The organism is Serratia nevei (assembly GCF_024160145.1).
Classification (GTDB): Bacteria; Pseudomonadota; Gammaproteobacteria; order Enterobacterales; family Enterobacteriaceae; genus Serratia; species Serratia nevei_A.
On sequence record NZ_JAMYWQ010000006.1, the window covers coordinates 108,281 to 132,106 of the forward strand.

A 23,826-nucleotide genomic window follows, 5' to 3' on the forward strand; every position below is an offset into this window, starting at 1 on the left:
GTATCTGGACTAAAAATAGTGATAAGTGGCCAAGATGAACGATGACTTTCACTCCGCCGACGCGGATTGCAGCGAATGGCGGGCGGGCCCCTGGCTGATCGCCCTTGGCGGCCGCGATACGGCAGGCCGGGAGTATCGGTTGGGCACGCGCGAATACGACTGGCATCAGCATGTGCGCGGGCAGCTGTTGTGCGTCGAAAGCGGGGTGCTGCATGTGCGGACGGCGCAGGGCGATTGGGTACTGCCGCCGCAGCGGGCGGGCTGGATCCCGCCGGCGACGGAACATCGGGTGCAGGTCTGCGGCGCGCTGAGCGGTTGGAGCTTGCTGCTGGCGCCGGCGGCCTGTGCCGGTCTGGCGAATAAACCCTGCGTTATCGGTATCAGCGCCGTGCTGCAGGCGCTGGCTCAGCGGGCGCAAGCCTGGGACAAGCGCAGTGCGCTCACCCCGGAGCAGGATCGCATGGCGCAGGTGATGCGGGATGAGATACGTTTGGCGCCGACGGAGCCGCTGCATTTGCCGATGTCGTCCCATCCGCGCCTGGCCGGTGTTCTGCAGGCCTTGCTGGCGCAGCCGGGGAGCGAACGTTCACTCGAGGCCTGGGCTGAATGGGGCGCGATGTCGCCACGCACGCTGCGGCGGCTGATGATCGGTGAAACGGGGCTGAGCTTTGCCCAATGGCGTCAGCAGGCCCGGTTGTCATATGCCTTGGCGAAGCTGGCCGAAGGTGAAACGGTGCTGCAGATCGCGGAAACGCTGGGGTATGCCTCGCCGAGCAATTTCATTGCCATGTTTCGCAAAGCCTTTGGCGATTCTCCGGCGCGTTATTTTTCCGCATCGGCAGGAAAGGGGCGCTAAGCGAAATACTTTGAGGATAGTTATATATCCCTGATTAATCATAATCTTATAGGGGATATTCGCGGCGAGGGAATGCTGTTACTCTTTTGGCGGGTGCTTGAGACTGTTCGTCTTGGGCATTGTGTGACAAGGCGGATAGATGAAAGCCCCAGACTGACTCTCAATCAGAATGGGGCTGCACATACCGCCTAGACACCGGTATGGTAGCCCCTTCACAGCAAGGAGGCAAGCATGCGCTTAAAGCATGTGTTTCACTCGCTAACCGTTGTATGTATTACGGTTTTGTTATTTATCTGGATGATAAGAGACTCGCTGTGCGAGCTGAAGATCTACCAGGAAAATATCACTATCCTGATCAGGTTGGCGTGTGAGGTGAAGCGGTAATCATAGGGCGGGGGCAACCCCGCCTTCTGGTCTCCAGGCGCGGTTTCCGGCACCCGACTTTACATTTCCAGCTCGATATCCGTCAGCGGCATACAGCAGCAGGGCAGGATCTCGCCGGCGTTGATAAACGCCAGCGGCTGTTGGCGGTAGGCCACTTCGCCTTTCACCAGCTTTAGGCGGCAGGCGCCGCAATAGCCGGAGCGGCATTGGTATTCCACCTGCACGTCGTGCAGTTCCAGCACGTCGAGCAGGCAGTTTTCACTGTTGGGGCAGGAGAGCTGCGTGCCGGCGGCGCGCAGCGTTACGATTGGCGTCGCCATCGCTTACAGTTCGAAGTCGCTCAGGTCGTCGGCGTTGATCTCCGAGTCGATCTGGCCAACCAGGTAGGAGCTCACTTCCACTTCCTGCGGCGCTACCTGTACGTTGTCGGACACCAACCAGGCGTTGATCCACGGGATCGGGTTGGAGCGGGTTTCGAACGGCAGACCGAGGCCGACCGCCTGCATGCGGATATTGGTGATGTATTCCACATACTGGCACAGGATGTCTTTGTTCAGGCCGATCATCGAGCCGTCGCGGAACAGGTATTCCGCCCACTCTTTTTCCTGCTGGGCAGCCAGCACGAACAGATCGTAGCACTGCTGTTGGCATTCCTCGGCGATCTCCGCCATTTCCGGATCGTCGGCGCCGGAACGCATCAGGTTCAGCATGTGCTGGGTGCCGGTCAGGTGCAGCGCTTCGTCGCGGGCGATCAGCTTGATGATTTTGGCGTTGCCTTCCATCAGTTCGCGCTCGGCGAACGCGAAGGAGCAGGCAAAGCTGACGTAGAAGCGGATCGCTTCCAGCGCGTTCACGCTCATCAGGCACAGGTACAGCTGCTTCTTCAGCGCGCGCAGATTGACGGTGACGGTTTTACCGTTCACCTGGTGGGTGCCTTCACCCAGCAGGTGATAGTAGCTGGTCATCTCGATCAGATCGTCGTAGTAACCGGAGATGTCTTTCGCGCGTTTCTTGATCTCTTCGTTGGTGACGATGTCGTCGAACACCAGCGCCGGATCGTTGACGATGTTGCGGATGATGTGAGTGTAGGAACGGGAGTGGATGGTCTCGGAGAACGACCAGGTTTCCACCCAGGTTTCCAGCTCAGGGATCGAGATCAGCGGCAGCAGCGCGACGTTCGGGCTGCGGCCCTGGATGGAATCCAGCAGCGTCTGATACTTCAGGTTGCTGATGAAGATGTGCTTCTCGTGCTCCGGCAGCGCCTGGTAATCGATGCGATCGCGGGAGACGTCAACTTCTTCCGGGCGCCAGAAGAAGGAGAGCTGTTTTTCGATCAGCTTTTCGAAGATTTCATGCTTTTGCTGGTCGAAACGCGCAACGTTTACCGACTGGCCGAAGAACATCGGCTCTTGCAGCTGGTCGTTTTTGGTCTGAGAAAAAGTGGTGTAAGCCATAAGCCTGAATCCATCGTAACGTGGCTAAATGAAGGGGCCGGAAAATTCCGGCCCGCTAGGTCAAACCTTAGATCTTGCAGGCGCCGCTTTCGCAGTCGTCATCGCCGGCCTTGGCAGGCTGCAAATCTTCCTGGGCGTCTTCCGCACCGTCGCGGGTATTTTGGTAGTACAGCGTTTTCACGCCGAACTTGTAGGTGGTGAGCAGGTCTTTCAACAGCTGCTTCATCGGCACCTTGCCGCCCGGGAAACGGGTCGGATCGTAGTTGGTGTTGGCCGAGATCGACTGGTCGATGAATTTCTGCATCAGCCCTACCAGCTGCAGATAGCCGTCGTTGCTCGGCATTTCCCACAGCAGCTCGTAGTTGTCTTTCAGACGCTCATACTCCGGCACCACCTGGCGCAGGATGCCGTCTTTCGACGCCTTGATGCTGATGTGGCCGCGCGGCGGCTCGATGCCGTTGGTGGCGTTGGAAATCTGCGAGGAGGTTTCCGACGGCATCAGGGCGGACAGCGTCGAGTTGCGCAGGCCGGTTTCCTGGATGTCTTTACGCAGGGTTTCCCAGTCGTAGTGCAGCGGCTCGTTGCAGACCGCATCCAGGTCTTTCTTGTAGGTGTCGATCGGCAGGATGCCCTGCGAATAGGTGGTTTCTTTGAACCACGGGCAAGCGCCTTGCTCCTGAGCCAGACGGTTGGAGGCTTTCAGCAGGTAGTACTGAATGGCTTCGAACGTTTTGTGGGTCAGGTTGTTGGCGCTGCCGTCGGAGTAGCGCACGCCATTCTTGGCCAGGTAATAGGCGAAGTTGATGACGCCGATACCCAGGGTACGGCGGCCCATCGCGCCACGGTGTGCGGCCTTGATCGGATAATCCTGATAATCCAGCAGGGCGTCGAGTGAACGCACCGCCAGGGTCGCCAGCTCTTCCAGATCGTCCAGGCTGTCGATCGCACCCAGGTTGAAGGCGGACAGGGTGCACAGCGCGATCTCGCCGTTTTCGTCGTTGACGTCTTCCAGCGGCTTGGTCGGCAGGGCAATTTCCAGACACAGGTTGGACTGACGTACCGGTGCGATCTGCGGATCGAACGGGCTGTGGGTGTTGCAGTGGTCGACGTTCTGGATGTAGATACGGCCGGTAGAGGCGCGCTCTTGCATCATCAGCGAGAACAGCTCAACCGCTTTCACGCGCTTCTGGCGAATGCTGTCGTCTTTCTCGTACAGCGTGTACAGGCGCTCGAATTCGTCCTGATCGGCGAAGAACGCGTCATACAGCCCCGGCACGTCGGACGGGCTGAACAGGGTGATGTCTTCGCCCTTGATCAGACGCTGGTACATCAGGCGGTTCAGCTGCACGCCGTAGTCCATGTGACGCACGCGGTTGCCTTCAACGCCGCGGTTGTTTTTCAACACCAGCAGGCTTTCCACTTCCAGGTGCCACATCGGGTAGAACAGCGTTGCCGCGCCACCGCGCACGCCGCCCTGCGAGCAGGATTTGACGGCGGTCTGGAAGTGTTTGTAGAACGGGATACAGCCGGTATGGAAGGCTTCACCGCCGCGGATCGGGCTGCCCAGCGCGCGGATGCGGCCGGCGTTGATACCGATGCCGGCGCGCTGCGAAACGTATTTCACAATGGCGCTGGAGGTGGCGTTGATGGAGTCCAGGCTGTCGCCGCACTCGATCAGCACGCAGGAGCTGAACTGGCGGGTTGGGGTGCGCACGCCGGACATGATCGGCGTAGGCAGCGAAATCTTGAAGGTGGAAATCGCGTCGTAGAAACGTTTGACGTAGTCCAGACGGGTTTCACGCGGGTAGTTGGAGAACAGGCAAGCGGACACCAGCATGTACAGGAACTGGGCGCTTTCGTAGATCTCGCCGCTGACGCGGTTCTGCACCAGGTACTTGCCTTCCAGCTGCTTGACGGCGGCATAAGAGAAGTTCATGTCGCGCCAGTGATCGATAAAGGAGTCCATCTGCTCGAACTCTTCAGCGCTGTAGTCTTCCAGCAGATGCTTATCGTATTTGCCCATCTCGACCATGCGGATCACGTGAGCGTGCAGCTTCGGCGGCTCGAACTGGCCATAAGCCTTTTTACGCAGGTGGAAGATCGCCAGGCGAGCGGCCAGGTACTGGTAGTCCGGGGCATCGCGGGAGATCAGATCGGCTGCGGCTTTGATGATGGTTTCGTGAATGTCGGCGGTTTTGATGCCGTCATAAAACTGAATGTGTGAACGCAACTCTACTTGAGAAACCGAGACGTTGTGTAATCCCTCTGCGGCCCAATCGATGACCCGGTGGATTTTGTCGAGGTTGATGCGCTCTTTACGGCCATCGCGTTTAGTTACAAGCAGACTTTGGTTCATGTGGTGTTTTACCTGTCCGTATGGTGCCCCTAAGCAGAAGTGTAGTCGCTCTGCTCAGTATGTAAACACTATATATAGGGGTTGTATGTCGGTGAGGTAACAAGATAGTGAGAAAAAAAGGCGTTTGCAAGTGAACAAAACCGGCCTAATTTGTGGATAACTTGGGGGTGAAATCTAACTTGCCGTGCGAAGCGCGCGCCGTGACTGGCGCGACAAGCTTGTCAATAAGCGCGATCAGATTTTACTGAAAAACTGAAAATACCGATCGTTTGCCGCTTTATTAAACGTTAGAAAAAAACGGCATATTGATCTGATTTAATATTCTAAAAAACTGTTTACAACGGCTATTTTGATCGAAGTCGCGGAAATTAGGTATTTTTCCGAATGCGCCGCGGGCGCCGCCCCCCGGTAATGCAGGGCCGGCGCGGTTTACAGCGTTTAGCCTTCGTGCTGGGTGTGCACCATGTAGTTCACGTCAACGTTGCGTCCAAGCTTGAAATGATCGGTGATCGGGTTGTAATGCAGGCCGATCATGTGCTTTTCGCGCAGCGGCGTGCCGTCGACCCAGCCGATCAGTTCGGAAGGGCGAATAAACTTCTTATGATCGTGGGTGCCCTGAGGCACCATCTTCAGCACGTACTCGGCGCCGATCACCGCCATCAGCCAGGCTTTGGTGTTGCGGTTGATGGTGGAGAAGAACACGTGGCCGCCCGGTTTCACCAGCTGGGCGCAGGCGCGCACCACCGAGGCGGGATCGGGCACGTGCTCCAGCATCTCCATGCAGGTGACCACGTCGTAGCGTTGCGGGTTGGCTTGAGCGTGGTTTTCCACCGTTTCCTGCACGTAAGTGACGTTCATGCCGCTTTCCAACGCGTGCAGCCGCGCGACCTGCAGCGGTTCCGCGCCCATGTCCAGGCCGGTGACCTTGGCACCTTCGCGCGCCATGCTTTCCGCCAGAATGCCGCCGCCGCAGCCCACGTCGAGCACCTGCTTGTCAAAAATGCCGCCGGCGCGTTGCATGATGTAGTTCAGGCGCAGCGGGTTGATGCGGTGCAGCGGTTTGAACTCGCCTTCAAGATCCCACCAGCGGGAGGCGACGGCCTCGAACTTGGCGATTTCCTGGTGGTCAACGTTTTGCACTCGGCTGGATGATTCTGCGTTCATGGGCTTGTCTGGCTCCTTGTTCTCGTTGCGCGGATTATACATGTTCCGGCGCGGCATCGTCTGTGCCGATGCGTTTTTAGCGCACTTATCTGCACAATTTCCGTGAAACAGCGGCGGTTATTTTCCCGTAAAGCGTGCTTTGTGATATAGTTTTACACCTTTGCCACTATGGCAGCGGGCAGATGAATCATTAGTAGAGGGATAGCAGCTCCATGAGCGACCTTGCCAGAGAAATCACACCGGTAAACATCGAAGACGAGTTGAAAAACTCGTATCTGGACTATGCGATGTCCGTTATTGTCGGACGTGCGCTGCCAGATGTTCGTGATGGACTGAAGCCGGTTCACCGCCGCGTTCTGTACGCGATGAGCGTACTGGGTAACGACTGGAATAAACCATACAAGAAATCGGCCCGTGTCGTCGGGGACGTGATCGGTAAATATCACCCGCACGGTGACAGCGCGGTTTACGACACTATCGTGCGTATGGCTCAGCCGTTTTCACTGCGCTACATGCTGGTGGACGGCCAGGGTAACTTCGGCTCCGTCGACGGCGACTCCGCCGCGGCGATGCGTTATACCGAAGTGCGCATGTCCAAGATTGCTCACGAACTGTTGGCGGACCTGGAAAAAGAAACCGTCGACTTCGTGCCTAACTATGATGGCACCGAGCAGATCCCGGCCGTCATGCCGACCAAGATCCCGAACCTGCTGGTCAACGGCTCGTCGGGCATCGCCGTGGGCATGGCCACCAATATTCCACCGCACAACCTGGCTGAAGTCGTCAACGGCTGCCTGGCCTATATCGACGATGAAAACATCAGCATCGAAGGGCTGATGGAACACATCCCGGGGCCGGACTTCCCGACGGCGGCGATCATCAACGGCCGCCGCGGCATCGAAGAGGCCTACCGCACCGGGCGCGGCAAAGTCTACCTGCGTGCGCGCGCGGAAGTGGAAGCCGACGCCAAGACCGGCCGCGAAACCATCATCGTTCACGAGATCCCGTATCAGGTGAACAAGGCGCGTCTGATCGAGAAGATCGCCGAGCTGGTAAAAGAAAAGCGCGTGGAAGGCATCAGCGCGCTGCGCGACGAGTCCGATAAAGACGGCATGCGCATCGTGATCGAAGTCAAACGCGACGCGGTCGGCGAAGTGGTGCTGAACAACCTGTATGCGTTGACGCAGCTGCAGGTCACCTTCGGCATCAACATGGTCGCGCTGCATCAGGGCCAGCCCAAGCTGCTGAACCTGAAGGACATCCTCGAAGCCTTCGTGCGTCACCGCCGCGAAGTGGTCACCCGCCGCACCATCTTCGAACTGCGCAAGGCCCGCGACCGCGCCCATATCCTGGAAGCGCTGGCCATCGCGTTGGCCAACATCGATCCGATCATCGAGCTGATTCGCCGTGCGCCGACCCCGGCGGAAGCCAAAGTTGCGCTGGTGGCGCAGCCGTGGGATCTGGGCAACGTCAGCGCCATGCTGGAGCGTGCCGGTGACGACGCCGCCCGCCCTGAATGGCTGGAGCCGGAGTTCGGCATCCGCGACGGCAAATACTACCTGACCGAGCAGCAGGCTCAGGCGATTCTGGATCTGCGCCTGCAGAAACTGACCGGCCTGGAGCACGAGAAGCTGCTGGACGAATATAAAGAGCTGCTCAACTTTATCGCCGAGCTGATCTTTATTCTGGAAAGCCCAGAGCGCCTGATGGAAGTGATCCGCGAAGAGCTGGTGGCGGTCAAAGAGCTGTACAACGACGGCCGCCGCACCGAGATCACCGCCAATACTTCCGACATCAACATCGAAGACCTGATCAACCAGGAAGACGTGGTGGTGACCCTGTCGCACCAGGGCTACGTGAAGTATCAGCCGCTGTCCGACTATGAAGCTCAACGCCGCGGCGGCAAAGGCAAGTCTGCGGCGCGTATTAAAGAAGAAGACTTTATCGATCGCCTGCTGGTGGCCAACACCCACGATACGATCCTGTGTTTCTCCAGCCGTGGCCGCCTGTATTGGATGAAGGTATACCAACTGCCTGAAGCCAGCCGTGGCGCGCGTGGTCGCCCGATCGTCAACCTGCTGCCGCTGGAAGCCGATGAGCGTATCACCGCGATTCTGCCGGTGCGCGAGTATGAAGAAGGGCGCCACGTGTTCATGGCGACCGCCAGCGGTACCGTGAAGAAAACTGCGCTGACCGAGTTTAGCCGTCCGCGCAGCGCCGGCATCATCGCCGTCAACCTCAACGAGGGCGACGAGCTGATCGGTGTCGATCTGACCGACGGCAGCAACGAAGTGATGCTGTTCTCCGCCAACGGTAAAGTGGTGCGCTTCCCGGAAACGCAGGTGCGTTCGATGGGCCGTACCGCGACCGGCGTGCGCGGCATCAACCTCGGCGAAGGCGACAGCGTGATCTCCCTGATCGTGCCGCGCGGCGAAGGCGACATCCTGACCGTCACGCAAAACGGCTTCGGTAAACGTACCGCCGTGACCGAGTATCCGACCAAGTCACGCGCCACCCAGGGGGTTATCTCCATCAAGGTGAGCGAGCGTAACGGCCAGGTAGTCGGCGCCGTACAGGTGGAAACCAGCGACCAGATCATGATGATCACCGATGCCGGCACGCTGGTGCGTACCCGCGTTTCGGAAGTCAGCGTGGTCGGCCGTAACACCCAGGGTGTGACGCTGATCCGTACGGCGGAAGACGAGAACGTCGTCGGGCTGCAGCGCGTGGCCGAGCCGGTGGAAGACGAAGAGCTGGACAGCCTGGAACCGGGCGCGGAAGCGGTGGAAGAAGACACCACGCCGCTGGACGATGGCGACGACGCGGCTGAGCCGATGGACGACGACAACGTTTAAAGCACGGTGAGGGCGTCGGCATGCCGACACCGTAATGCACCGAGACAAAAGGGCCTGGCAGCGATGCTAGGCCCTTTTTCAGTTCTATGGTTTAATTGGCGCACCGAGCCGCCGGCTGCCGCGCCGGCGACCCCGTGCGCCGCCACTGACTTTCGTATGGTATCCGATTGAAATATTTAGCCTCTTTTCGAACTACGCTGAAAGTATCCCGCTATCTGTTTCGGGTACTGGCGATTTTGCTGTGGTCGTTGGGGGCGCTGCTCACCACCTTTTATATTCTGAATATCCTGCATCAGAAAGAGTCGGAAATCCGAGACGAGTACAACCTCAATTTCGATCAGGCGCAGGGTTACATCCGCCATTCCGCCGACATCATCCGCGACATCAAATATATGGCGGAGAACCGCCTCAACGGTTCGGTCAGCAGCCTGGATATGTTCAGCGGGGTGTTTCCCGGCAAGGGCAGCCCGCCGCAATTCTTTCCGCTGTACCCGGAGTCCAACTGCGCGTTGAGCACCACTTACCGCAGTTCGCTCGATTCGCTGAGCGGCCTGATCCAGTATTGGAAAGAGAACTTCGTGGCGGCCTACGATCTCAACCGGGTGTTCTTCATCGGCGGCGACAGCCTGTGCATGGCGGAATTCGGCGGCGGCACCACGGCTGCCAATCGGGAAAGCGTGCTGAAGTCGCTGCATGAACGCATTCTGAAATACCGTAACGCCAAAAGCCTGGACAAAGACAACAACCTGTATTGGATCAGCCCCAGCGCGCAGCGGCCGGATGTCGGTTACCTGTATGTGCTGACGCCGATTTATATCGGCAGCAAGCTGGAGGCGCTGTTGGGCATCGAGCAAACCGTTCGGCTGGAGGATTTCGTCACCGCCGGCAATCTGCCGATCGGCGTCACGCTGCTGGATGAAAACAACGAGCCGGTGCTGCGCCTGGCGGACGGCGAGCGTTATGCCGCCTCGCTCAACAGCTACCCCGCAGAGCACGCTTATTTCGGCTATGTCGACAATTACCGCGACCTGATCATGAAGAAAGTGCTGCCGCCTTCTTCACTGAGCATCGTTTATGCGCTGCCGGTGAAAAGCGTGGTGGAGCGCTTCAAAATGCTGATCCTCAACGCGCTGTTGCTGAACCTGCTGTCGGCCATCGTGCTGTTCACGCTGGCGTGGCTGTTTGAGCGCAAAATGTTCCTGCCGGCGGAGGACAACGCCTTTCGCCTGGAAGAGCACGAACAGTTCAACCGCAAGATTGTCGCCTCGGCGCCGGTGGGCATCTGTATTCTGCGTATCAGCGACGGCACCAACATCCTGAGTAACGAACTGGCGCATAACTATATCAACCTGTTGACCCACGAAGATCGCGATCGGATTACGCGCATCATTTGCGAACAGCAGGCGAATTTCGTCGATGTGATGACCAGCAACAACAACAACCTGCAGATCAGCTTTGTTCACTCGCGCTACCGTAACGAAGAGGTGGCGATCTGCGTGCTGGTGGACGTCAGCGCGCGCGTGAAGATGGAAGAGTCGCTGCAGGAGATGGCGGCGGCGGCGGAGCAGGCCAGCCAGTCCAAATCGATGTTCCTGGCCACCGTCAGCCATGAGCTGCGCACGCCGCTGTACGGCATTATCGGCAACCTCGATCTGCTGCAAACCAAGGCGTTGCCGCAGGGGGTGGATCGGCTGGTCAACGCGATGAACAACTCTTCCGGCCTGCTGCTGAAAATCATCAGCGACATTCTCGATTTCTCCAAGATCGAGTCCGAGCAGCTGAAGATCGAACCGCGCGAGTTCTCCTGCCTGGAGGTGATCACCCATATCGCCGGCAACTATTTGCCGCTGGTGGTGAAGAAACGTCTGGGGCTGTACTGCTTTATTGAACAAAACGTGCCGGAGCGCATCTTCGGCGATCCGGTGCGGCTGCAGCAGGTGCTGTCCAACCTGGTGAACAACGCCATCAAGTTCACCGATACCGGCTGTATCGTGCTGCAGGTCTGCACCCGCGGCAACTACCTGGAATTCAGCGTGCGCGATACCGGCGTCGGCATTCCGGAGAAGGAGATCTCGCGCCTGTTCGATCCGTTTTTCCAGGTCGGCACCGGCGTGCAGCGCCATTTCCAGGGAACCGGGCTGGGGTTGGCGATCTGCGAAAAGTTGATCAACCTGATGGACGGCGATATCGCCGTCGAGTCCGAACCGGGGTTGGGCAGCTTGTTCAGCATCCGCATTCCGCTATTTAACGCTCAGTTCCCGATCCCGCAGGCCAGCGATACCTGGCAGGGGCGCCGGCTATGGCTGGATATCCGCAATCAGCGGCTGGAAAGTTATCTGATGGCGATTCTGGGCGGCTACGGCGCCGATATCCAGCGCTATAACCGGCAGGAGACCGCCGCCGGAGAGGTGATGCTCAGCGACTATCCGCTGAGGCTGGACACGCCGTTGCTGGCTCAGATCCAGTTCTCCACCGAGCATATCGGCCCGTCGCTGGAAACCCGGCCGGGTTATTGGATGCACAGCACTTCCACGCCGCGTGAAACGTTGACCTTGCTGAACCGGCTGTTCGGCGTCGGCAGCAGTGGCGCGCCAGAGGCGCTGGTGCAGCTGCCGGTGTCCGCCAAGGCCAGCGCGGTGGACAACGGCGATATTCATCTGCTGGTGGTTGACGATCATCCGATTAATCGTCGCCTGCTGTCCGATCAGCTGGGGTCACTGGGGTATCAGGTGGTGACCGCCAACGACGGCGTCGACGCGCTCGGCGTGCTGAAACAGCACCGCGTCGATATTGTGCTGACCGACGTCAATATGCCGAACATGGACGGCTATCGTCTGACGCAGGAGCTGCGGCAGATGCAGTTCAGCGCGCCGGTGATCGGCGTGACGGCGAACGCGCTGGCGGAAGAGAAGCAGCGCTGCCTCGAGGCGGGTATGGATAATTGCCTGTCGAAACCGGTCACGCTGGAGACGCTGGAGCAGACGTTGGCTTACTACAGCCAACAGGTGCGCTACAGCCGCCGCGAGGCCTGAAAAGCAAACAGGCACGGCGAATGCCGTGCCTGTTTGACGTTAGCCTGCCGTGAAGCGGGATTTACTCTTTGTCCAGCGGCGTCATGCTGACGGAGGAGAGGTAGTTGAGCAGGGCGATGTCGTTTTCGACGCCCAGCTTCATCATCGCCGATTTCTTCTGGCTGCTGATGGTTTTGATGCTGCGGTTGAGTTTCTTGGCGATTTCGGTCACCAGGAAACCTTCAGCGAACAGGCGCAGCACTTCGCTCTCTTTCGGCGACAGGCGTTTGTCGCCATAGCCGCTGGCGCTGATTTTCTCCAGCAGTTTGGAGACGCTTTCCGGCGTGAACTTCTTGCCCTTCTGCAGGGCGGCCAGCGCCTTCGGCAGATCGGTCGGCGCGCCCTGTTTCAGCACGATGCCTTCGATATCCAGATCCAATACCGCGCTCAGGATCGCCGGGTTGTTGTTCATGGTCAGCACGATGATCGACAACTGTGGATAGTGGCGCTTGATGTACTTAATCAGCGTGATGCCGTCGCCATACTTGTCGCCCGGCATCGAAAGGTCGGTGATCAGCACGTTGGCGTCCAGCTTGGACAGATTGTTGATCAGTGCGGTTGAGTCTTCGAACTCCCCAACGACATTCACCCATTCAATTTGCTCAAGTGACTTCCGGATGCCAAACAGTACGATAGGATGGTCATCAGCAATAATTACATTCAGGTTATTCATGTTGTTGGCTACCTTGCTTCAGCAGTCTGCTGACGAAAAAATCAATCTGACTGATGTTATTCTCGATCTCGGGCGCATCACCTTCTGCGATGCGCTGTTCTAACGATTCGCACAGTTGCTTGCCGGGAAGCAGATTTAACATGGCAAACACACCTTTCAGGCGGTGTGCGGTTTGCGACAGCGCATTGAAATCACTGCTGCCCGCCTCAGTATACAGTTTTTTGACATCGTCGGGTACTGTATCGACAAACAGCCCATAGTAATCACTTGATTTCAATTGTTTTTCATAGAGTTGGATATCTTCTGAGCTCAGTGAAAGCGGGCTTTCTTCCTGCTCCAGCGCGGCCATTTGCTGTTCGATCAGCATCAGCACGGCGTCGATTAATGCGCCGTTCAGGTTATAGTTCACTCGAATGTAGCGTTTATCCAGCGCTTGCCAGCCCGGCTCGTCGCTCGCCAGCAGCAGGGTGTAATCGTCCGCGCGCTGCGGGTTATCGGTGAGCAGCACGTCATAATCGCGGTTGACCGCGCGATCTTCGGCGACAAGACAGTCGGCGCCGTAGGCCTGCAGCAGACGGGTCACGATGCCGCGCACTTCATCCGACGTCACGTCCAGCAGGGCGGTGACGCCGTCGAGCAGCTTTTCCTGCTCCTGCGGCTCTCTTTTCTCCATCTCCATGGCGACGCGGATGGTATAGCGGGTGCCGATATCCACCTTGCTGCGAATGTCCAACTGGCCGTTAAGCTTCTTGCACAGCTGGTTGCACAGGAAGAAGGTGAGCCCGGAACCGTGGTTGAAGCGGTCTACCAGCGTCTGGCTGAGGAACGGATAGTTGAGGTTGCTGATCTCCTCGTTGGAGATGCCGGAGCCGGTGTCGTTGATTTGGAAAATCAGGCGATCCGGGTGCTCGGGCTCATGGTCGACAACCAGGGAAATCTTGCCGCAGGCGGTGGTGATAATGGCGTAATGCACCAGCAGCGAGATCACTTTGCGCAGCGCGTTGGCGTCGCCGATATAATTCTGCTCGACGTCCAGTTGGAAATGCTTGAACAGCGCCAATCCCTTTTGGTTGAGCGCCGGCAGGGTCTCCAGCAGCAGCTCGTCGATCATCGCCGCCGGGTTGAACGGCTCGCGCGTAGGCTGCCAGTCCTGGGTTTCCAGCCGGGTCAGCAGGGTGATGTTATCGATCAACCCCAGCACCGCCGCCGACGCCGCCGTCAGCTGGCCCAGCAGCGCCTGCTGTTGCTCCTCATCCGGCCGGCTGTACAGACGATCGACCAGATCGTGCATCTGGCGCACCGGCTGATTCAGCTCGATGCCCAGGTTGTGCAGCATCAGCTTGCGTGCCTGAACGTTCTTGTCGTATTCGCGCCGCGCCTGCTGCAGCCGTTTGTTCACCATCACCTCTTTATCCTGATCGTGCATCAGGAACAGGTAGGTGTCCGGCGACAGCTGGCTGCGGAAAATGCGGATTTCATACACCTCGTTGTTGACCGTCGCCTGGATCACCCCGTGGTGCTGTTCGGCCATATGGGCGATTTTTTGCAGGCTGAGGTGCGGCAGCAGGTGTTCGGCGATTTTGTTGCTGGCGATCACTGTATTGCTGGCGAAGCTGTAGACCAACAGGCCGGAAGGGAGGCTGGAGACGATCTCCTGATTCAGCGCGCGCTCGGCTTCCAGCTCCACCGCCATGTTTTCGCTCGGGCGAATGTACTGGCGGCGAATAAAATAGATGCTCAGCATCGACAGGGCCAGCAGCAGCAGGTTGACCGCGATCAGCCAGAGGTTGTTGCGCAGCAAATCGATGGCCAGATTGATGGCCGAAACGCGATACACCACCTTGAGCGGCGCATTGGGCAATGCGGCGCTGAACTCTACCCAGCCGCCGCTCATCGATGCATGGGTGCCGAGAGCGGTTTCCGCCGGGATCGCGCTGTCGTCGAGATTGACATCGTCCGGCAGCAGCAGGAAGTTGGCGCGGGCCAGGTTGGCCGGGATGATGTCGTTGATCGGTAAATCGAAGGCGATCACCGTCGCCAGGTGCCCAGGCTGATTAAAGGTCGTGCGAATCGAGAACGAATAGGCGTTCTGGAAGCGCTGCTTGCGCAGATCGGAAAAGCTCTCGCGCTCGTCGAGCATGTTGGCCTGTTGCAGCATCTCGGCGCGGCGTTCGTCCGCCGAGGTGGTCAGGTAACTTTCCCGAAAGCGCGAAGCCAGCTCTTTGAGCGGCTGGGTGGTGATCAGGCTGAGGCTGTTGTCCTGACCGTTGAGGTAATACATGGCGTAGTTCTCGGTCTTGGCGCCCCAGCGGGTGTCCAGATAGTCCGAGATGTTGGCGATCATCGCCAGGGTGTTCTCGTCGTGGCTGCCGAAGATCACCGCGTCGGTTTTCTTATGCGGCTTCTCGACATAATAGACGTCGGGGCGCAGGCGGGTTTCCTGCAAACCGGGATCGACATTCTGCGCCGGCGCATTGCCGAATTTGTCATAGACCTGGTAGGTCATATAGCGGTAGGTATCGATACGCTTTTGCAGCGAGCCGGCGATGCTGTTCAGCGTGTATTTCTTTTCCGCCAGCCAGGCGTTGGTGTAGTTGTAACCATACAGACCGATGCCGATCGTCAGCAGCACGATAAACAGCAGGAAGCAGCGGGTGATATTGCTGGAGCTAATGGTCAGTTGTTTATTTCGCATAGTGGCGGCGCATTCCTGAAATCAGCGAGTGACGGCCTTGGCGCTGGCGGTTACCGCCAACAGCAGGGCGGCTACACAGGCGAAGGCCACCGTCAGGCTGGAAAACTGAGCGATAAAGCCGATCAGCGCCGGGCCGGCCAGAATGCCGGCATAGCCGACGGTGGTGACGGAGGCGATGGCCAGATTGGCCGGCATGTCGCGCTGGTTACCTGCGGCGCTGAACAGGATCGGCACGACGTTCGAGGCGCCCAGGCCGACCAGCATGAAACCGACCAGCGACACGGTGGCGTGATTGAAGGCGATGGCCAGACTCAGGCCGAGAGCGGCGCACAGGCTGCCCAGCAGCAGCACCCGGTAGCGGCCCAACGAATTCACCACCCGATCGCCATTGAGCCGGCCGAGCGTCATGGTGATGGAAAATAGCGCATAGCCCAGACCGGCCTGGCTATGCTCGACGCCGCGCAACGTGGTGAGGAACAGCGCGCTCCAGTCGAGCATCGATCCTTCCGCCAGAAACATGATAAAGCACAGAATGCCGATAAACATCACCCAGCCACGCGGCAAGACGAACATCGGCCCGCCGTCGTCGGCGCCGCTCTCTCGCAGCAGATGGCGGCTGGCGAGCGCCAGCAGCGCGATCACCGCCAGCACGGTGAGCAGGGTGGATTGCAGCGGCGTCAGCCCCAGCCACAACAGCGCGCTGACGCCGCCGGCACCGGCAATGCCGCCGATGCTGAAGAAGCCGTGAAAACCGGACATCATCGCCTTGCCGCTGGCGCGCTCGACGATCACCGCCTGAACGTTCATCGCCACGTCGATCATGCCGATCGCCGCACCAAACAGCAGCAGCGCCACGGCCATGCCGCCGAGGGAGTCCATCAGCGCCAGCAGCGGCAGATCGATGCACAACCCGAGCCCCGCCATCAGGATCACCGCGCGGCAGCCCAGCTTACCGGTCAGGAAACCGGTCAGCGGCATCGCCAGCATGGAGCCGGCGCCGATACAGAGCAGCAACAGGCCGAGCGAGCCGTCATCAATGCCGATGCGCGCTTTGGCGAAAGGGACCAGCGGTGCCCAGGCGGCCATGCCGAGGCCGGCGACGAAGAAGGCCAGACGGGTGGCGATCTGTTGAGGAACGCCGGGCGTTTGCTGTTCATTGCACAAGGTGGCTGTCATGTAAGCGTCAGGATCTTGGGTCAAAAGAGTGGCGAAAGTTACCGACAGTTTTTATCACAATCCGCGATCCGGGTCGAAAAGATTCGCGCCTTGTTCATTCCGGGCGCCGGCTCTGCGTACCAGCCACAGGGCGATCGCCTGGACAATATAATCCTTTTGTTGCTCGTTCAGCGCGACGCCTTGCGGCATACCGTGCCACTTTTCCAGGCAGCTGCGGCAGCAGGTGGCGGTGGCGTGCTGGGCGACGAATACCGGATGGCCGCGCATCGGCGTTTGCTTACCGTCGTTTTTGGGGTGGGCGGCGGCCAGCCGGCGGTCGATAAAATCGCGGGCATGGCTGAGGATCAGCGGCAAGCCTTTGTCGTCGAGATAAGCCTGGTCCTTGGCATTTAAACGGAAGCGGGCGCGGAAAGGGGAGCTTTGCAGCCGCTGCCACAGCGCGTCGGGATGAAAGGGCATCATGGTGTTACTCGATGAGGGGGCGTTTTTTCAGGCTACCAGAATTGAAACTCTGCGGCTAATTTTGCCTGCGGCGCGAAATAATGGGTGGGATGCAGCACGAAATGAAAAGAAAATTCAATTTGTAGACTAAAATAAGGAAATAGATTAGCAATTAGTGCGGAAGTAAATTAGTGAAACTATATCATGAGGTTATTTATTTGCTTGCTATTTGTGCGAGTTGGAATTGTGAGGGGAGTATGGAGAAAAATAAAAAACCGGCCAGAAGCCGGTTAAAGGGATGCAGAAATTATCTTCCGATAATGAAGGTAATAATGAAAATAATGATGATAGCGAGGTGATTATAACGGCTGGAAGCGGACGGCGTTTTGGCACAATGTGCTTATTGCCCGGCTCCATTGTATGGTTGGCTTTTTTTTCTTAAGGATATGTATAACTGCATGATTTTTTATCAATTAATCTATTCTTTGTCTTTAAGTGCTTTATTTTGTTTGTCGGTAATGTTTTGTGAAAGTTCGCACGCATTTACATTTTGAAACCTTTCTTAATTACACTGAAACACTATCGGATACTTGGTATCATTTTCTTTCTGGATTAATATAATCCTTGTTACCAGAATGGTAATGCACAGTCGTGCTAATAATGCTCGAAAAGGGCAGTGGCCGTAGCTCGACATAATTAACGAGGATAATAACGATGAAACTTCGAGTACTCTCTCTGATGGTACCCGCACTGCTGGTTGCAGGCACAGCAGGCGCGGCGGAAATCTACAACAAAGACGGTAATAAACTGGATTTGTACGGTAAAGTCGACGGTCTTCACTATTTCTCCAGCAATGATGGCGCGGACGGCGATCAGTCTTATATGCGTTTTGGCCTGCGCGGCGAAACGCAAATCAGCGATCAGCTGACCGGTTACGGCCAGTGGGAATATCAGGCAAACCTGAACCACGCTGAAAACGAGGACAACAAGAACTTCACCCGTTACGGCTTCGCCGGTCTGAAATTCGGCGACTACGGCTCGTTTGACTACGGCCGTAACACCGGCGTGTTGTACGACGTCGCGGCGTATACCGACTTGCAGCCTGAGTTCGATGGCTCGACCTACGGCGCCGACCAGTTCATGTTCCAGCGTTCCAGCGGCCTGGCAACCTACCGCAACAACGGCTTCTTCGGTTTGGTTGACGGCCTGAACTTCGCCCTGCAGTACCAGGGTAAGAACGGCAGCCCGGAAGAGACCAACAATGGCCGCGACGTTCTGGGTCAGAACGGTGAAGGCTACGGCATGTCGCTGAGCTATGACATGGGTTACGGCATCAGTGCCGCCGGTGCCTTCTTCAACTCTCGCCGTACCAGCGAACAAAACGGCGGCGGTGGCTACCAGAACATCATGGGCCGCGGCGACAAGGCAGAAGGCTACTCCGGCGGTCTGAAATATGATGCCAACAATACCTACCTGGCCGTGATGTTCACCCAGTCCTACAACGCGGCGCGCTTCGGTAGTTCTACCAGCGATGCTTTCGGTTATGCCAACAAGGCGCAGAGCTTCGAAGCCTACGCGCACTATCAGTTCGACTTCGGTCTGCGTCCGTTCGTAGGCTATAACCAGACCAAAGGTAAAGACCTGGGCCTGGCCGGCAACGGTAAAGACTACGGTGATGAGGATCTGGTCAAATTCGTCGACCTGGGTGCGACCTACTTCTTCAACAAAAACATGTCCACCTACGTTGACTACAAAATCAACCTGCTGGACAACAACGACTTCACCCAGGCTGCCGGTATCAACACCGACAACGTGGTTGCCGTGGGCCTGGTTTACCAGTTCTAAGCACCTCAGTGTGAACGTCATCGCGCGGCCTTCGGGCCGCGTTTTTTTTGCCTGTAAAGCACGGATTGATCCGCTGCCGGCACGGGAAGCGCTTCGGATCTCCCCCGCTCGGCCTACGCTGTCAGTACAGCAAACAGAGCGGAGGCGATATGGAACTCAAGATCGACAAGGTGATCGAAACGGTGCTGTACGTCCGTGATATTGAACGTGCGGACGCCTTTTATCGAGAGGTGCTGCAACTGCCGGCGATGGTCGCCAACGAACGCTTTCGTGCCTATAACGTCGGCGATCGAAGCGTATTACTTTTGTTTATCGAGGGCGACTCGCTGCGCGGGGCACACTATCCGACCGGGTTTATTCCCGCGCACGACGGGGCGGGGCCGGCGCATATCGGGCTGGCGGTAGCGAAAGACCAACTGCCGCATTGGGAACGGCATCTGATGGCCAACGGTGTGGAGATAGAGGGGCGGATGCGCTGGGAACACGGCGGGGAGAGCATTTATCTTCGCGATCCCGACGGCCACCTGTTGGAACTGGTGACGCCGGGCATCTGGGCCAATTACTGATCGAATCCACCTTGCGCCAGCATTTCCAGGGTGGCATTCAGCACCTGCAGCGCGGCCTGCGGTTGCCGCTCTATCTGCACTCTGACGATGGCGCCGTCGATCAGCATCGCCAACATCGCTGCGTGCTGTTCCCGCCGTGGCCCGGCGGGCAGGTGACGCGCCATCTCATCCGCCATCTGCCGCTTATGCCGGCCGGCGATGGGCAGGCTTTCCGGCAGCAGGTCGGCAAGTTCCACCGCCGTATTGATAAAAGCGCAGCCGCGAAAGCGCGGATCGTCGAACCATTCCGCCAGACAGGGCGCCAGCGCCGGCAGCAACCCGCCGGCCTGCGCCACATGGCGAGCCAGCGCTGTACTGAACCAGGTTAGCCACTGCTGATGGCGGTAGGCCAAAAACGCCGTAATCAAATCGTTCTTGCTGGGAAAATGGCGGTAGAAGGTCACCTTGGTCACGCCCGATTCTTTGATGATGCGATCGATGCCGGTGGCGCGGATCCCTTCCTGATAAAACAGATCGTGCGCCGCCAGCAGGATGCGCTGGCGGGCGGGTAAGGCGTTGACATCGGCGGTCATCATTTTCTCCCGGGTTATTTTCGAGTGATTGTAGACAACTCTGTCTACCTGCGCTAGCGTAATAACGTAGACAGAGTTGTCTACATACTTTCACTCAGGAGATGAACATGAGCAGTAAACCCCCATTGCCGCCTTTTACCCGCGAATCCGCCATCGAGAAAGTGCGGCTGGCGGAGGATGCCTGGAACAGCCGCGATCCCGAGCGCGTATCCCAGGTGTATTCCCTCGATACCCACTGGCGTAACCGCGCTGAGTTTGTCGACGGCCGCGCGGCAGTGGTCGGTTTTCTGCAGCGCAAATGGGCGAAAGAGTTGGAGTATCGGCTGATTAAGGAACTGTGGGCGTTTGACGGCGCGCGCATCGCGGTGCGTTTCGCCTATGAATGGCGCGACGATTCCGGCAACTGGTATCGCAGCTTCGGCAACGAAAACTGGGAGTTCAATCAGGAGGGGCTGATGATCAACCGGCATGCCTGCATCAATGACATGCCGATCCGTGAACTGGATCGGCGTTTTCATTGGCCGCTGGGGCGCCGGCCAGACGATGTTCCGGCGCTAAGCGATTTCGGTTTTTGATTCTGGTTATCGGTAGTGGTGACGCAGCCCGGCGTGGATGGCGGAAATCAGCCGTTTTCGCCACTCTGGCTCGCCTTTTCGGTACTGAGAAAATAGGTGACCGATTGCCAGATTGTCGCCGATCGGCAAGGCCTTCAGGCCCTGTTTGTCAGGCTGGGCGGCAAACCACGGCTGAGGCACGACCGCCAATAACGGCGCGTGGCGTAGCACCGGCGGCAGCTGCGCGTAATCGGCGCAGCTCAGGGCGATGCGGCGTTGCAATCCCTGACGCTCGAGCTGGCGATCCAGCTCGTTTTCCGCTTGCGGCCATGGATGGCAATAATAGTGCGGGTAATCAGCCAGTTCGCTGAAGGCCAGCTCGCGCTTATCCTGCAGCGCGTGGTCCAGCGGCGGGCCATACAGCGCGATAAGGCGCGTACGGCCAATCGATTCATAATGCAGTGCGCTGGTGCGTTGTTGATGATCGCCCACCGCCAGCACCAGATCGACGCTACCTTCCAGCAGTTCATCGCGCCAGGCGCGCCGCTCAAAGTTCTGGCAATGAATATCGGCCTGGCTGGCGGCGCCTTTTTCCGCCAGCAGCGGCAGCAGAATCGGGTGCAGAGCGGGGGGGGCCACCAGCGTGAAACGGCGCGGCGCCTCGGGTTGCTGGCCGAACATTTCGCTGTCCAGCGATGAAAACAGCGGCGTCAGCTTGTCTTTCAGCGACAGCGCGAACAGGGTCGGCACCTGGCGATGCCCCTCCCGGCGAAACAGCGGCTCATCCAGCACTTCCCGCAGGCGGGCCAGCGCATGGCTGACGGCGGAGGTGCTGATGCCCAGCCGATCGGCGGTTTTACGGCTGGAGCCCGTCACCATCAGCAGGTACAGCACTTTCAGCAGGTTCATGTCCATTTGTAGAATATTCATCAACGCTCCATTTTTTAATTGAACACCGCTCAATATCACGCCGAGTATACTGCAGCCCGGTTTCCCCTGACAGAAGAGAATAATGAAAAAAAGCATGCGTTATCTGATGGCTATGGCCTTTTCCCTGAGTTTCTCCGCCCAGGCGCAGTTAGATCCGGCGCAGCCGTTATCCAGCGCGCCGCCCTACTCGCTGTTTGAGGAGTGGGCCCAGCCGATGGCACCGTTCCAGATCTTTCCGCAGGTGTATTACGTCGGCATGAGCAACCTGTCATCGGTCTTGCTGAGCACGCCGCAGGGGCTGATCCTGATCGATGCGGGGCTGGATGCCAGCGCGCCGCTCATCAAAGCGAATATCGAGCGGCTGGGGTTCAGCATCAAGGAGTTGAAATTCATTCTGAACAGCCATGCGCGGCTTGACCAGGCCGGCGGCATTGCGCGATTGAAGCGCTGGAGCGGCGCCAGGGTGGTCGCCAGCGCGGCCAATGCGAGGCAGCTGGCGCTGGGCGGGCGGCAGGACTTCGCGCTGGGGGATGCGCTCAGTTTCCCTGCGGTGCGAACGGATATCGTGGTGGGTGAGGGCGACAGCGTTACTCTGGGCGGCCTGACGCTGACCGCCATGCTGACGCCGGGTCACTTACCGGGCGCGACATCATGGTTGACCACGTTGCGGCATAACGGCAAGCCTTATCGCTTCATCTATGCCGACAGCCTGGCTACGCCGGATTATTACCTGGTCAACAACAAGAATTATCCGCAGCTGGTGGAAGATATTCGCGGCAGTTTCGCCCGTCTGGCGCAGGTACAGGCGGATATCTTTATCGCCAACAAAGGGACGCGTTTTGATCTGGCCGGGAAATGGCGGCGTTTGCAGGCCGTCGATACGCAGGCGTTTATCGATCCTGCGGGGCTGCAGCGTTACGTGCGGGAGTCACAGCAGGGGTTTGAAGCGCAACTGAAGCGGCAGCGGCATGCCAAAGAATGACCGGCGCGCGAAAAACGCACCGATCAACAAAGCGGCATTTGTAGAAAAGCCTTTCCGCTTCTAGACTTGGGGAACAATAAACGCACTCCAAGAGGACAAGCTATGACGAAGAAGTTGGTTTTGGCCGTCGGCACTGCGGTGGTATTTTCCATTCTTGCCGGCTGCACCGCTTATGACCGCGCAACCAGTTATGTCAATGAGCCGGTGGTCAGCGATGTCAAAGTAGGGATGACCAAACAGCAGGTGCGGGCTATCGCCGGACCGCCGTCGACCTCCGCCACCTTGGTTCATGCGCAGGGCACCTGCGACACCTATGCCGTGGCGCCGCGCGACGGCAAGGTGCAGACGTACTTTGTCAGCTACAACGATACGGGCCACGTCATGAACAAGGGCTATCAAACCTGTTCAGACTACGATTCGCAGCCTAAGTAATCGCGTTTTGGCCGAATAAGGAAGCCTCGCTTGCGCGGGGCTTTGCATTTTTTAAGCGTTTACGGCCTGAAGTTTAGGCAACTGCATCGCCAATGCCATTTTTTGCATGAAAACGATAGACATTTCATAACGGTATCGCTAATATCAGCGCCCATTGGAAGGATGGCCGAGTGGTTTAAGGCAACGGTCTTGAAAACCGTCGAGTGTAACAGCTCCCAGAGTTCGAATCTCTGTCCTTCCGCCAAATTCAGCCGGCTTAGCTCAGTAGGTAGAGCAACTGACTTGTAATCAGTAGGTCACCAGTTCGATTCCGGTAGCCGGCACCATGACAGAGGCCCCAGCAGTGATGCTGGGGCTTTTTGTTATGAGCTGTGCGCTGGAAAAGAAAATGCCGCAGGATCAAATTGTGTCGGCATTAACCTAACCGATAGCCGGGGCTACATCAGCCACATGGAGCTTGGAACCTGCGGCATTCATCACTGATGATAGGGGCAAGTGGTTTATTCTGGCAGGAATATAGCCGGCGGGTGAGCCGGCTATCAGATTGGGTTCAAATATCCGTGACCAGCCACTGATCCGCTTCTTCGAACATCTCTTCCAACATTCGGTTAAGCTTCTCACGATCGCTTTTGCTGGCGTCGGAATTCAGGCCGTTGGCCTGCATCGGCTTCACGCGCACTTCCGCCTCCGGAAACAGCGCATGCACGCGTTTTTCCAGCTCGTTGCGGATAATCTCGGCGGCGTTGGGTAGCCCAGCGACGTTGCGTTTGTCGTACACCAATTCTACAAACATGACTCACCTGTAAATACTGATTTAATG

20 protein-coding genes and 2 tRNA genes are annotated in these 23,826 nt (G+C 58.0%); 11 read left to right on the forward strand and 11 right to left on the reverse strand.

The genetic code is table 11. The features are described from left to right. The first annotated feature begins 34 nt into the window (after positions 1–34). Both M6G53_RS06855 and M6G53_RS25500 read left to right on the forward strand, forming a co-directional pair. Complete coding sequence (locus M6G53_RS06855; protein ID WP_253330008.1) at positions 35–856, forward strand: AraC family transcriptional regulator; 822 nt, start codon at positions 35–37, stop codon at positions 854–856. Positions 857–1,087: 231 nt separating this feature from the next. Beyond that, positions 1,088–1,240, forward strand: a complete 153-nt coding sequence (locus M6G53_RS25500; protein ID WP_033635303.1) for a Hok/Gef family protein — start codon at positions 1,088–1,090, stop codon at positions 1,238–1,240. A gap of 59 nt (positions 1,241–1,299) precedes the next feature. On the opposite strand, the gene yfaE is transcribed toward M6G53_RS25500, so the two are convergent. The 4 genes from yfaE to ubiG all read right to left on the reverse strand — a co-directional run bounded on the left by yfaE (position 1,300) and on the right by ubiG (position 6,214). Then, positions 1,300–1,560 carry a class I ribonucleotide reductase maintenance protein YfaE gene (gene yfaE / locus M6G53_RS06865; RefSeq protein ID WP_033653779.1) on the reverse strand — a complete coding sequence of 87 codons (261 nt, stop codon included), beginning with the start codon at positions 1,558–1,560 and terminating at the stop codon, positions 1,300–1,302. Between the two features lie 3 nt (positions 1,561–1,563). Next, the gene (gene nrdB / locus M6G53_RS06870) at positions 1,564–2,694 is read right to left on the reverse strand and encodes a class Ia ribonucleoside-diphosphate reductase subunit beta (RefSeq protein WP_019453694.1); all 1,131 of its coding nucleotides are present in this window, start codon (positions 2,692–2,694) and stop codon (positions 1,564–1,566) included. A 67-nt stretch (positions 2,695–2,761) separates the two neighbouring features. Then, a complete protein-coding gene (gene nrdA, locus M6G53_RS06875; protein WP_253330010.1) occupies positions 2,762–5,050 on the reverse strand; it encodes a class 1a ribonucleoside-diphosphate reductase subunit alpha in 2,289 nt (762 codons plus the stop codon). 438 nt (positions 5,051–5,488) lie between these two features. Next, positions 5,489–6,214 carry a bifunctional 2-polyprenyl-6-hydroxyphenol methylase/3-demethylubiquinol 3-O-methyltransferase UbiG gene (ubiG, locus tag M6G53_RS06880; RefSeq protein ID WP_253330014.1) on the reverse strand — a complete coding sequence of 242 codons (726 nt, stop codon included), beginning with the start codon at positions 6,212–6,214 and terminating at the stop codon, positions 5,489–5,491. A gap of 212 nt (positions 6,215–6,426) precedes the next feature. On the opposite strand from ubiG, the gene gyrA reads away from it, so the two are divergent. Together gyrA and rcsC are read left to right on the forward strand one after the other, a co-directional pair. Then, a complete protein-coding gene (gene gyrA / locus M6G53_RS06885) occupies positions 6,427–9,069 on the forward strand; it encodes a DNA topoisomerase (ATP-hydrolyzing) subunit A (RefSeq protein WP_004935906.1) in 2,643 nt (880 codons plus the stop codon). 167 nt (positions 9,070–9,236) lie between these two features. Then, positions 9,237–12,101 (forward strand): two-component system sensor histidine kinase RcsC, encoded by a 2,865-nt coding sequence (rcsC, locus tag M6G53_RS06890; protein WP_253330015.1) that lies wholly within the window; start codon positions 9,237–9,239, stop codon positions 12,099–12,101. Positions 12,102–12,162: 61 nt separating this feature from the next. On the opposite strand, the gene rcsB is transcribed toward rcsC, so the two are convergent. The 4 genes from rcsB to M6G53_RS06910 are packed head-to-tail and all read right to left on the reverse strand — an operon-like array spanning position 12,163 to position 17,146. Then, a complete protein-coding gene (rcsB, locus tag M6G53_RS06895; RefSeq protein WP_019453689.1) occupies positions 12,163–12,813 on the reverse strand; it encodes a response regulator transcription factor RcsB in 651 nt (216 codons plus the stop codon). Next, positions 12,806–15,508, reverse strand: a complete 2,703-nt coding sequence (gene rcsD / locus M6G53_RS06900) for a phosphotransferase RcsD (RefSeq protein ID WP_253330017.1) — start codon at positions 15,506–15,508, stop codon at positions 12,806–12,808. The genes rcsB and rcsD overlap by 8 nt, the downstream gene beginning before the upstream one ends. Positions 15,509–15,529: 21 nt before the next feature. Beyond that, on the reverse strand, positions 15,530–16,684 hold the full coding sequence (locus M6G53_RS06905) for an MFS transporter (RefSeq protein WP_253330019.1): 1,155 nt from the start codon (positions 16,682–16,684) through the stop codon (positions 15,530–15,532). A gap of 54 nt (positions 16,685–16,738) precedes the next feature. Further along, complete coding sequence (locus tag M6G53_RS06910; protein WP_253330021.1) at positions 16,739–17,146, reverse strand: DUF4186 domain-containing protein; 408 nt, start codon at positions 17,144–17,146, stop codon at positions 16,739–16,741. A 693-nt stretch (positions 17,147–17,839) separates the two neighbouring features. On the opposite strand from M6G53_RS06910, the gene ompC reads away from it, so the two are divergent. Together ompC and M6G53_RS06920 are read left to right on the forward strand one after the other, a co-directional pair. Beyond that, on the forward strand, positions 17,840–18,970 hold the full coding sequence (gene ompC / locus M6G53_RS06915) for a porin OmpC (RefSeq protein WP_253330024.1): 1,131 nt from the start codon (positions 17,840–17,842) through the stop codon (positions 18,968–18,970). A 149-nt stretch (positions 18,971–19,119) separates the two neighbouring features. Continuing rightward, positions 19,120–19,536: a VOC family protein gene (locus M6G53_RS06920; protein ID WP_253330026.1), complete on the forward strand. Its 417-nt coding sequence runs from the start codon at positions 19,120–19,122 to the stop codon at positions 19,534–19,536. Here the strand turns inward: M6G53_RS06920 and M6G53_RS06925 are convergent. Then, on the reverse strand, positions 19,530–20,108 hold the full coding sequence (locus tag M6G53_RS06925) for a TetR/AcrR family transcriptional regulator (protein WP_253330100.1): 579 nt from the start codon (positions 20,106–20,108) through the stop codon (positions 19,530–19,532). The two genes, M6G53_RS06920 and M6G53_RS06925, sit on opposite strands and share 7 nt — an antisense overlap. Positions 20,109–20,215: 107 nt before the next feature. On the opposite strand from M6G53_RS06925, the gene M6G53_RS06930 reads away from it, so the two are divergent. After that, positions 20,216–20,683: a nuclear transport factor 2 family protein gene (locus tag M6G53_RS06930; protein ID WP_253330028.1), complete on the forward strand. Its 468-nt coding sequence runs from the start codon at positions 20,216–20,218 to the stop codon at positions 20,681–20,683. Between the two features lie 6 nt (positions 20,684–20,689). Here M6G53_RS06930 and M6G53_RS06935 read toward each other — a convergent pair whose 3' ends face one another. Continuing rightward, a complete protein-coding gene (locus tag M6G53_RS06935; RefSeq protein ID WP_253330030.1) occupies positions 20,690–21,592 on the reverse strand; it encodes a LysR family transcriptional regulator in 903 nt (300 codons plus the stop codon). Positions 21,593–21,674: 82 nt separating this feature from the next. On the opposite strand from M6G53_RS06935, the gene blaSPR reads away from it, so the two are divergent. The 4 genes from blaSPR to M6G53_RS06955 all read left to right on the forward strand — a co-directional run bounded on the left by blaSPR (position 21,675) and on the right by M6G53_RS06955 (position 23,332). Next, the gene (gene blaSPR / locus M6G53_RS06940) at positions 21,675–22,574 is read left to right on the forward strand and encodes an SPR family subclass B3 metallo-beta-lactamase (protein ID WP_253330032.1); all 900 of its coding nucleotides are present in this window, start codon (positions 21,675–21,677) and stop codon (positions 22,572–22,574) included. Positions 22,575–22,676: 102 nt separating this feature from the next. Beyond that, a complete protein-coding gene (gene osmE / locus M6G53_RS06945) occupies positions 22,677–23,006 on the forward strand; it encodes an osmotically-inducible lipoprotein OsmE (protein WP_253330034.1) in 330 nt (109 codons plus the stop codon). 156 nt (positions 23,007–23,162) lie between these two features. Further along, a tRNA-Ser gene (locus M6G53_RS06950) sits at positions 23,163–23,250 on the forward strand. A 6-nt stretch (positions 23,251–23,256) separates the two neighbouring features. Next, a tRNA-Thr gene (locus M6G53_RS06955) sits at positions 23,257–23,332 on the forward strand. A gap of 224 nt (positions 23,333–23,556) precedes the next feature. Here the strand turns inward: M6G53_RS06955 and M6G53_RS06960 are convergent. After that, positions 23,557–23,799 (reverse strand): DinI family protein, encoded by a 243-nt coding sequence (locus M6G53_RS06960; protein WP_047730213.1) that lies wholly within the window; start codon positions 23,797–23,799, stop codon positions 23,557–23,559. Positions 23,800–23,826: the final 27 nt, after the last annotated feature.

Coding starts and splice junctions, on each gene's coding strand:
- M6G53_RS06855 (WP_253330008.1), top strand. CDS start 35: ATGAACGATGACTTTCACTCCGCCGACGCGGATTGCAGCGAATGGCGG.
- M6G53_RS25500 (WP_033635303.1), top strand. CDS start 1,088: ATGCGCTTAAAGCATGTGTTTCACTCGCTAACCGTTGTATGTATTACG.
- yfaE (WP_033653779.1), bottom strand. CDS start 1,560: ATGGCGACGCCAATCGTAACGCTGCGCGCCGCCGGCACGCAGCTCTCC.
- nrdB (WP_019453694.1), bottom strand. CDS start 2,694: ATGGCTTACACCACTTTTTCTCAGACCAAAAACGACCAGCTGCAAGAG.
- nrdA (WP_253330010.1), bottom strand. CDS start 5,050: ATGAACCAAAGTCTGCTTGTAACTAAACGCGATGGCCGTAAAGAGCGC.
- ubiG (WP_253330014.1), bottom strand. CDS start 6,214: ATGAACGCAGAATCATCCAGCCGAGTGCAAAACGTTGACCACCAGGAA.
- gyrA (WP_004935906.1), top strand. CDS start 6,427: ATGAGCGACCTTGCCAGAGAAATCACACCGGTAAACATCGAAGACGAG.
- rcsB (WP_019453689.1), bottom strand. CDS start 12,813: ATGAATAACCTGAATGTAATTATTGCTGATGACCATCCTATCGTACTG.
- rcsD (WP_253330017.1), bottom strand. CDS start 15,508: ATGCGAAATAAACAACTGACCATTAGCTCCAGCAATATCACCCGCTGC.
- M6G53_RS06905 (WP_253330019.1), bottom strand. CDS start 16,684: ATGACAGCCACCTTGTGCAATGAACAGCAAACGCCCGGCGTTCCTCAA.
- M6G53_RS06910 (WP_253330021.1), bottom strand. CDS start 17,146: ATGATGCCCTTTCATCCCGACGCGCTGTGGCAGCGGCTGCAAAGCTCC.
- ompC (WP_253330024.1), top strand. CDS start 17,840: ATGAAACTTCGAGTACTCTCTCTGATGGTACCCGCACTGCTGGTTGCA.
- M6G53_RS06920 (WP_253330026.1), top strand. CDS start 19,120: ATGGAACTCAAGATCGACAAGGTGATCGAAACGGTGCTGTACGTCCGT.
- M6G53_RS06925 (WP_253330100.1), bottom strand. CDS start 20,108: ATGACCGCCGATGTCAACGCCTTACCCGCCCGCCAGCGCATCCTGCTG.
- M6G53_RS06930 (WP_253330028.1), top strand. CDS start 20,216: ATGAGCAGTAAACCCCCATTGCCGCCTTTTACCCGCGAATCCGCCATC.
- M6G53_RS06935 (WP_253330030.1), bottom strand. CDS start 21,592: ATGAATATTCTACAAATGGACATGAACCTGCTGAAAGTGCTGTACCTG.
- blaSPR (WP_253330032.1), top strand. CDS start 21,675: ATGAAAAAAAGCATGCGTTATCTGATGGCTATGGCCTTTTCCCTGAGT.
- osmE (WP_253330034.1), top strand. CDS start 22,677: ATGACGAAGAAGTTGGTTTTGGCCGTCGGCACTGCGGTGGTATTTTCC.
- M6G53_RS06960 (WP_047730213.1), bottom strand. CDS start 23,799: ATGTTTGTAGAATTGGTGTACGACAAACGCAACGTCGCTGGGCTACCC.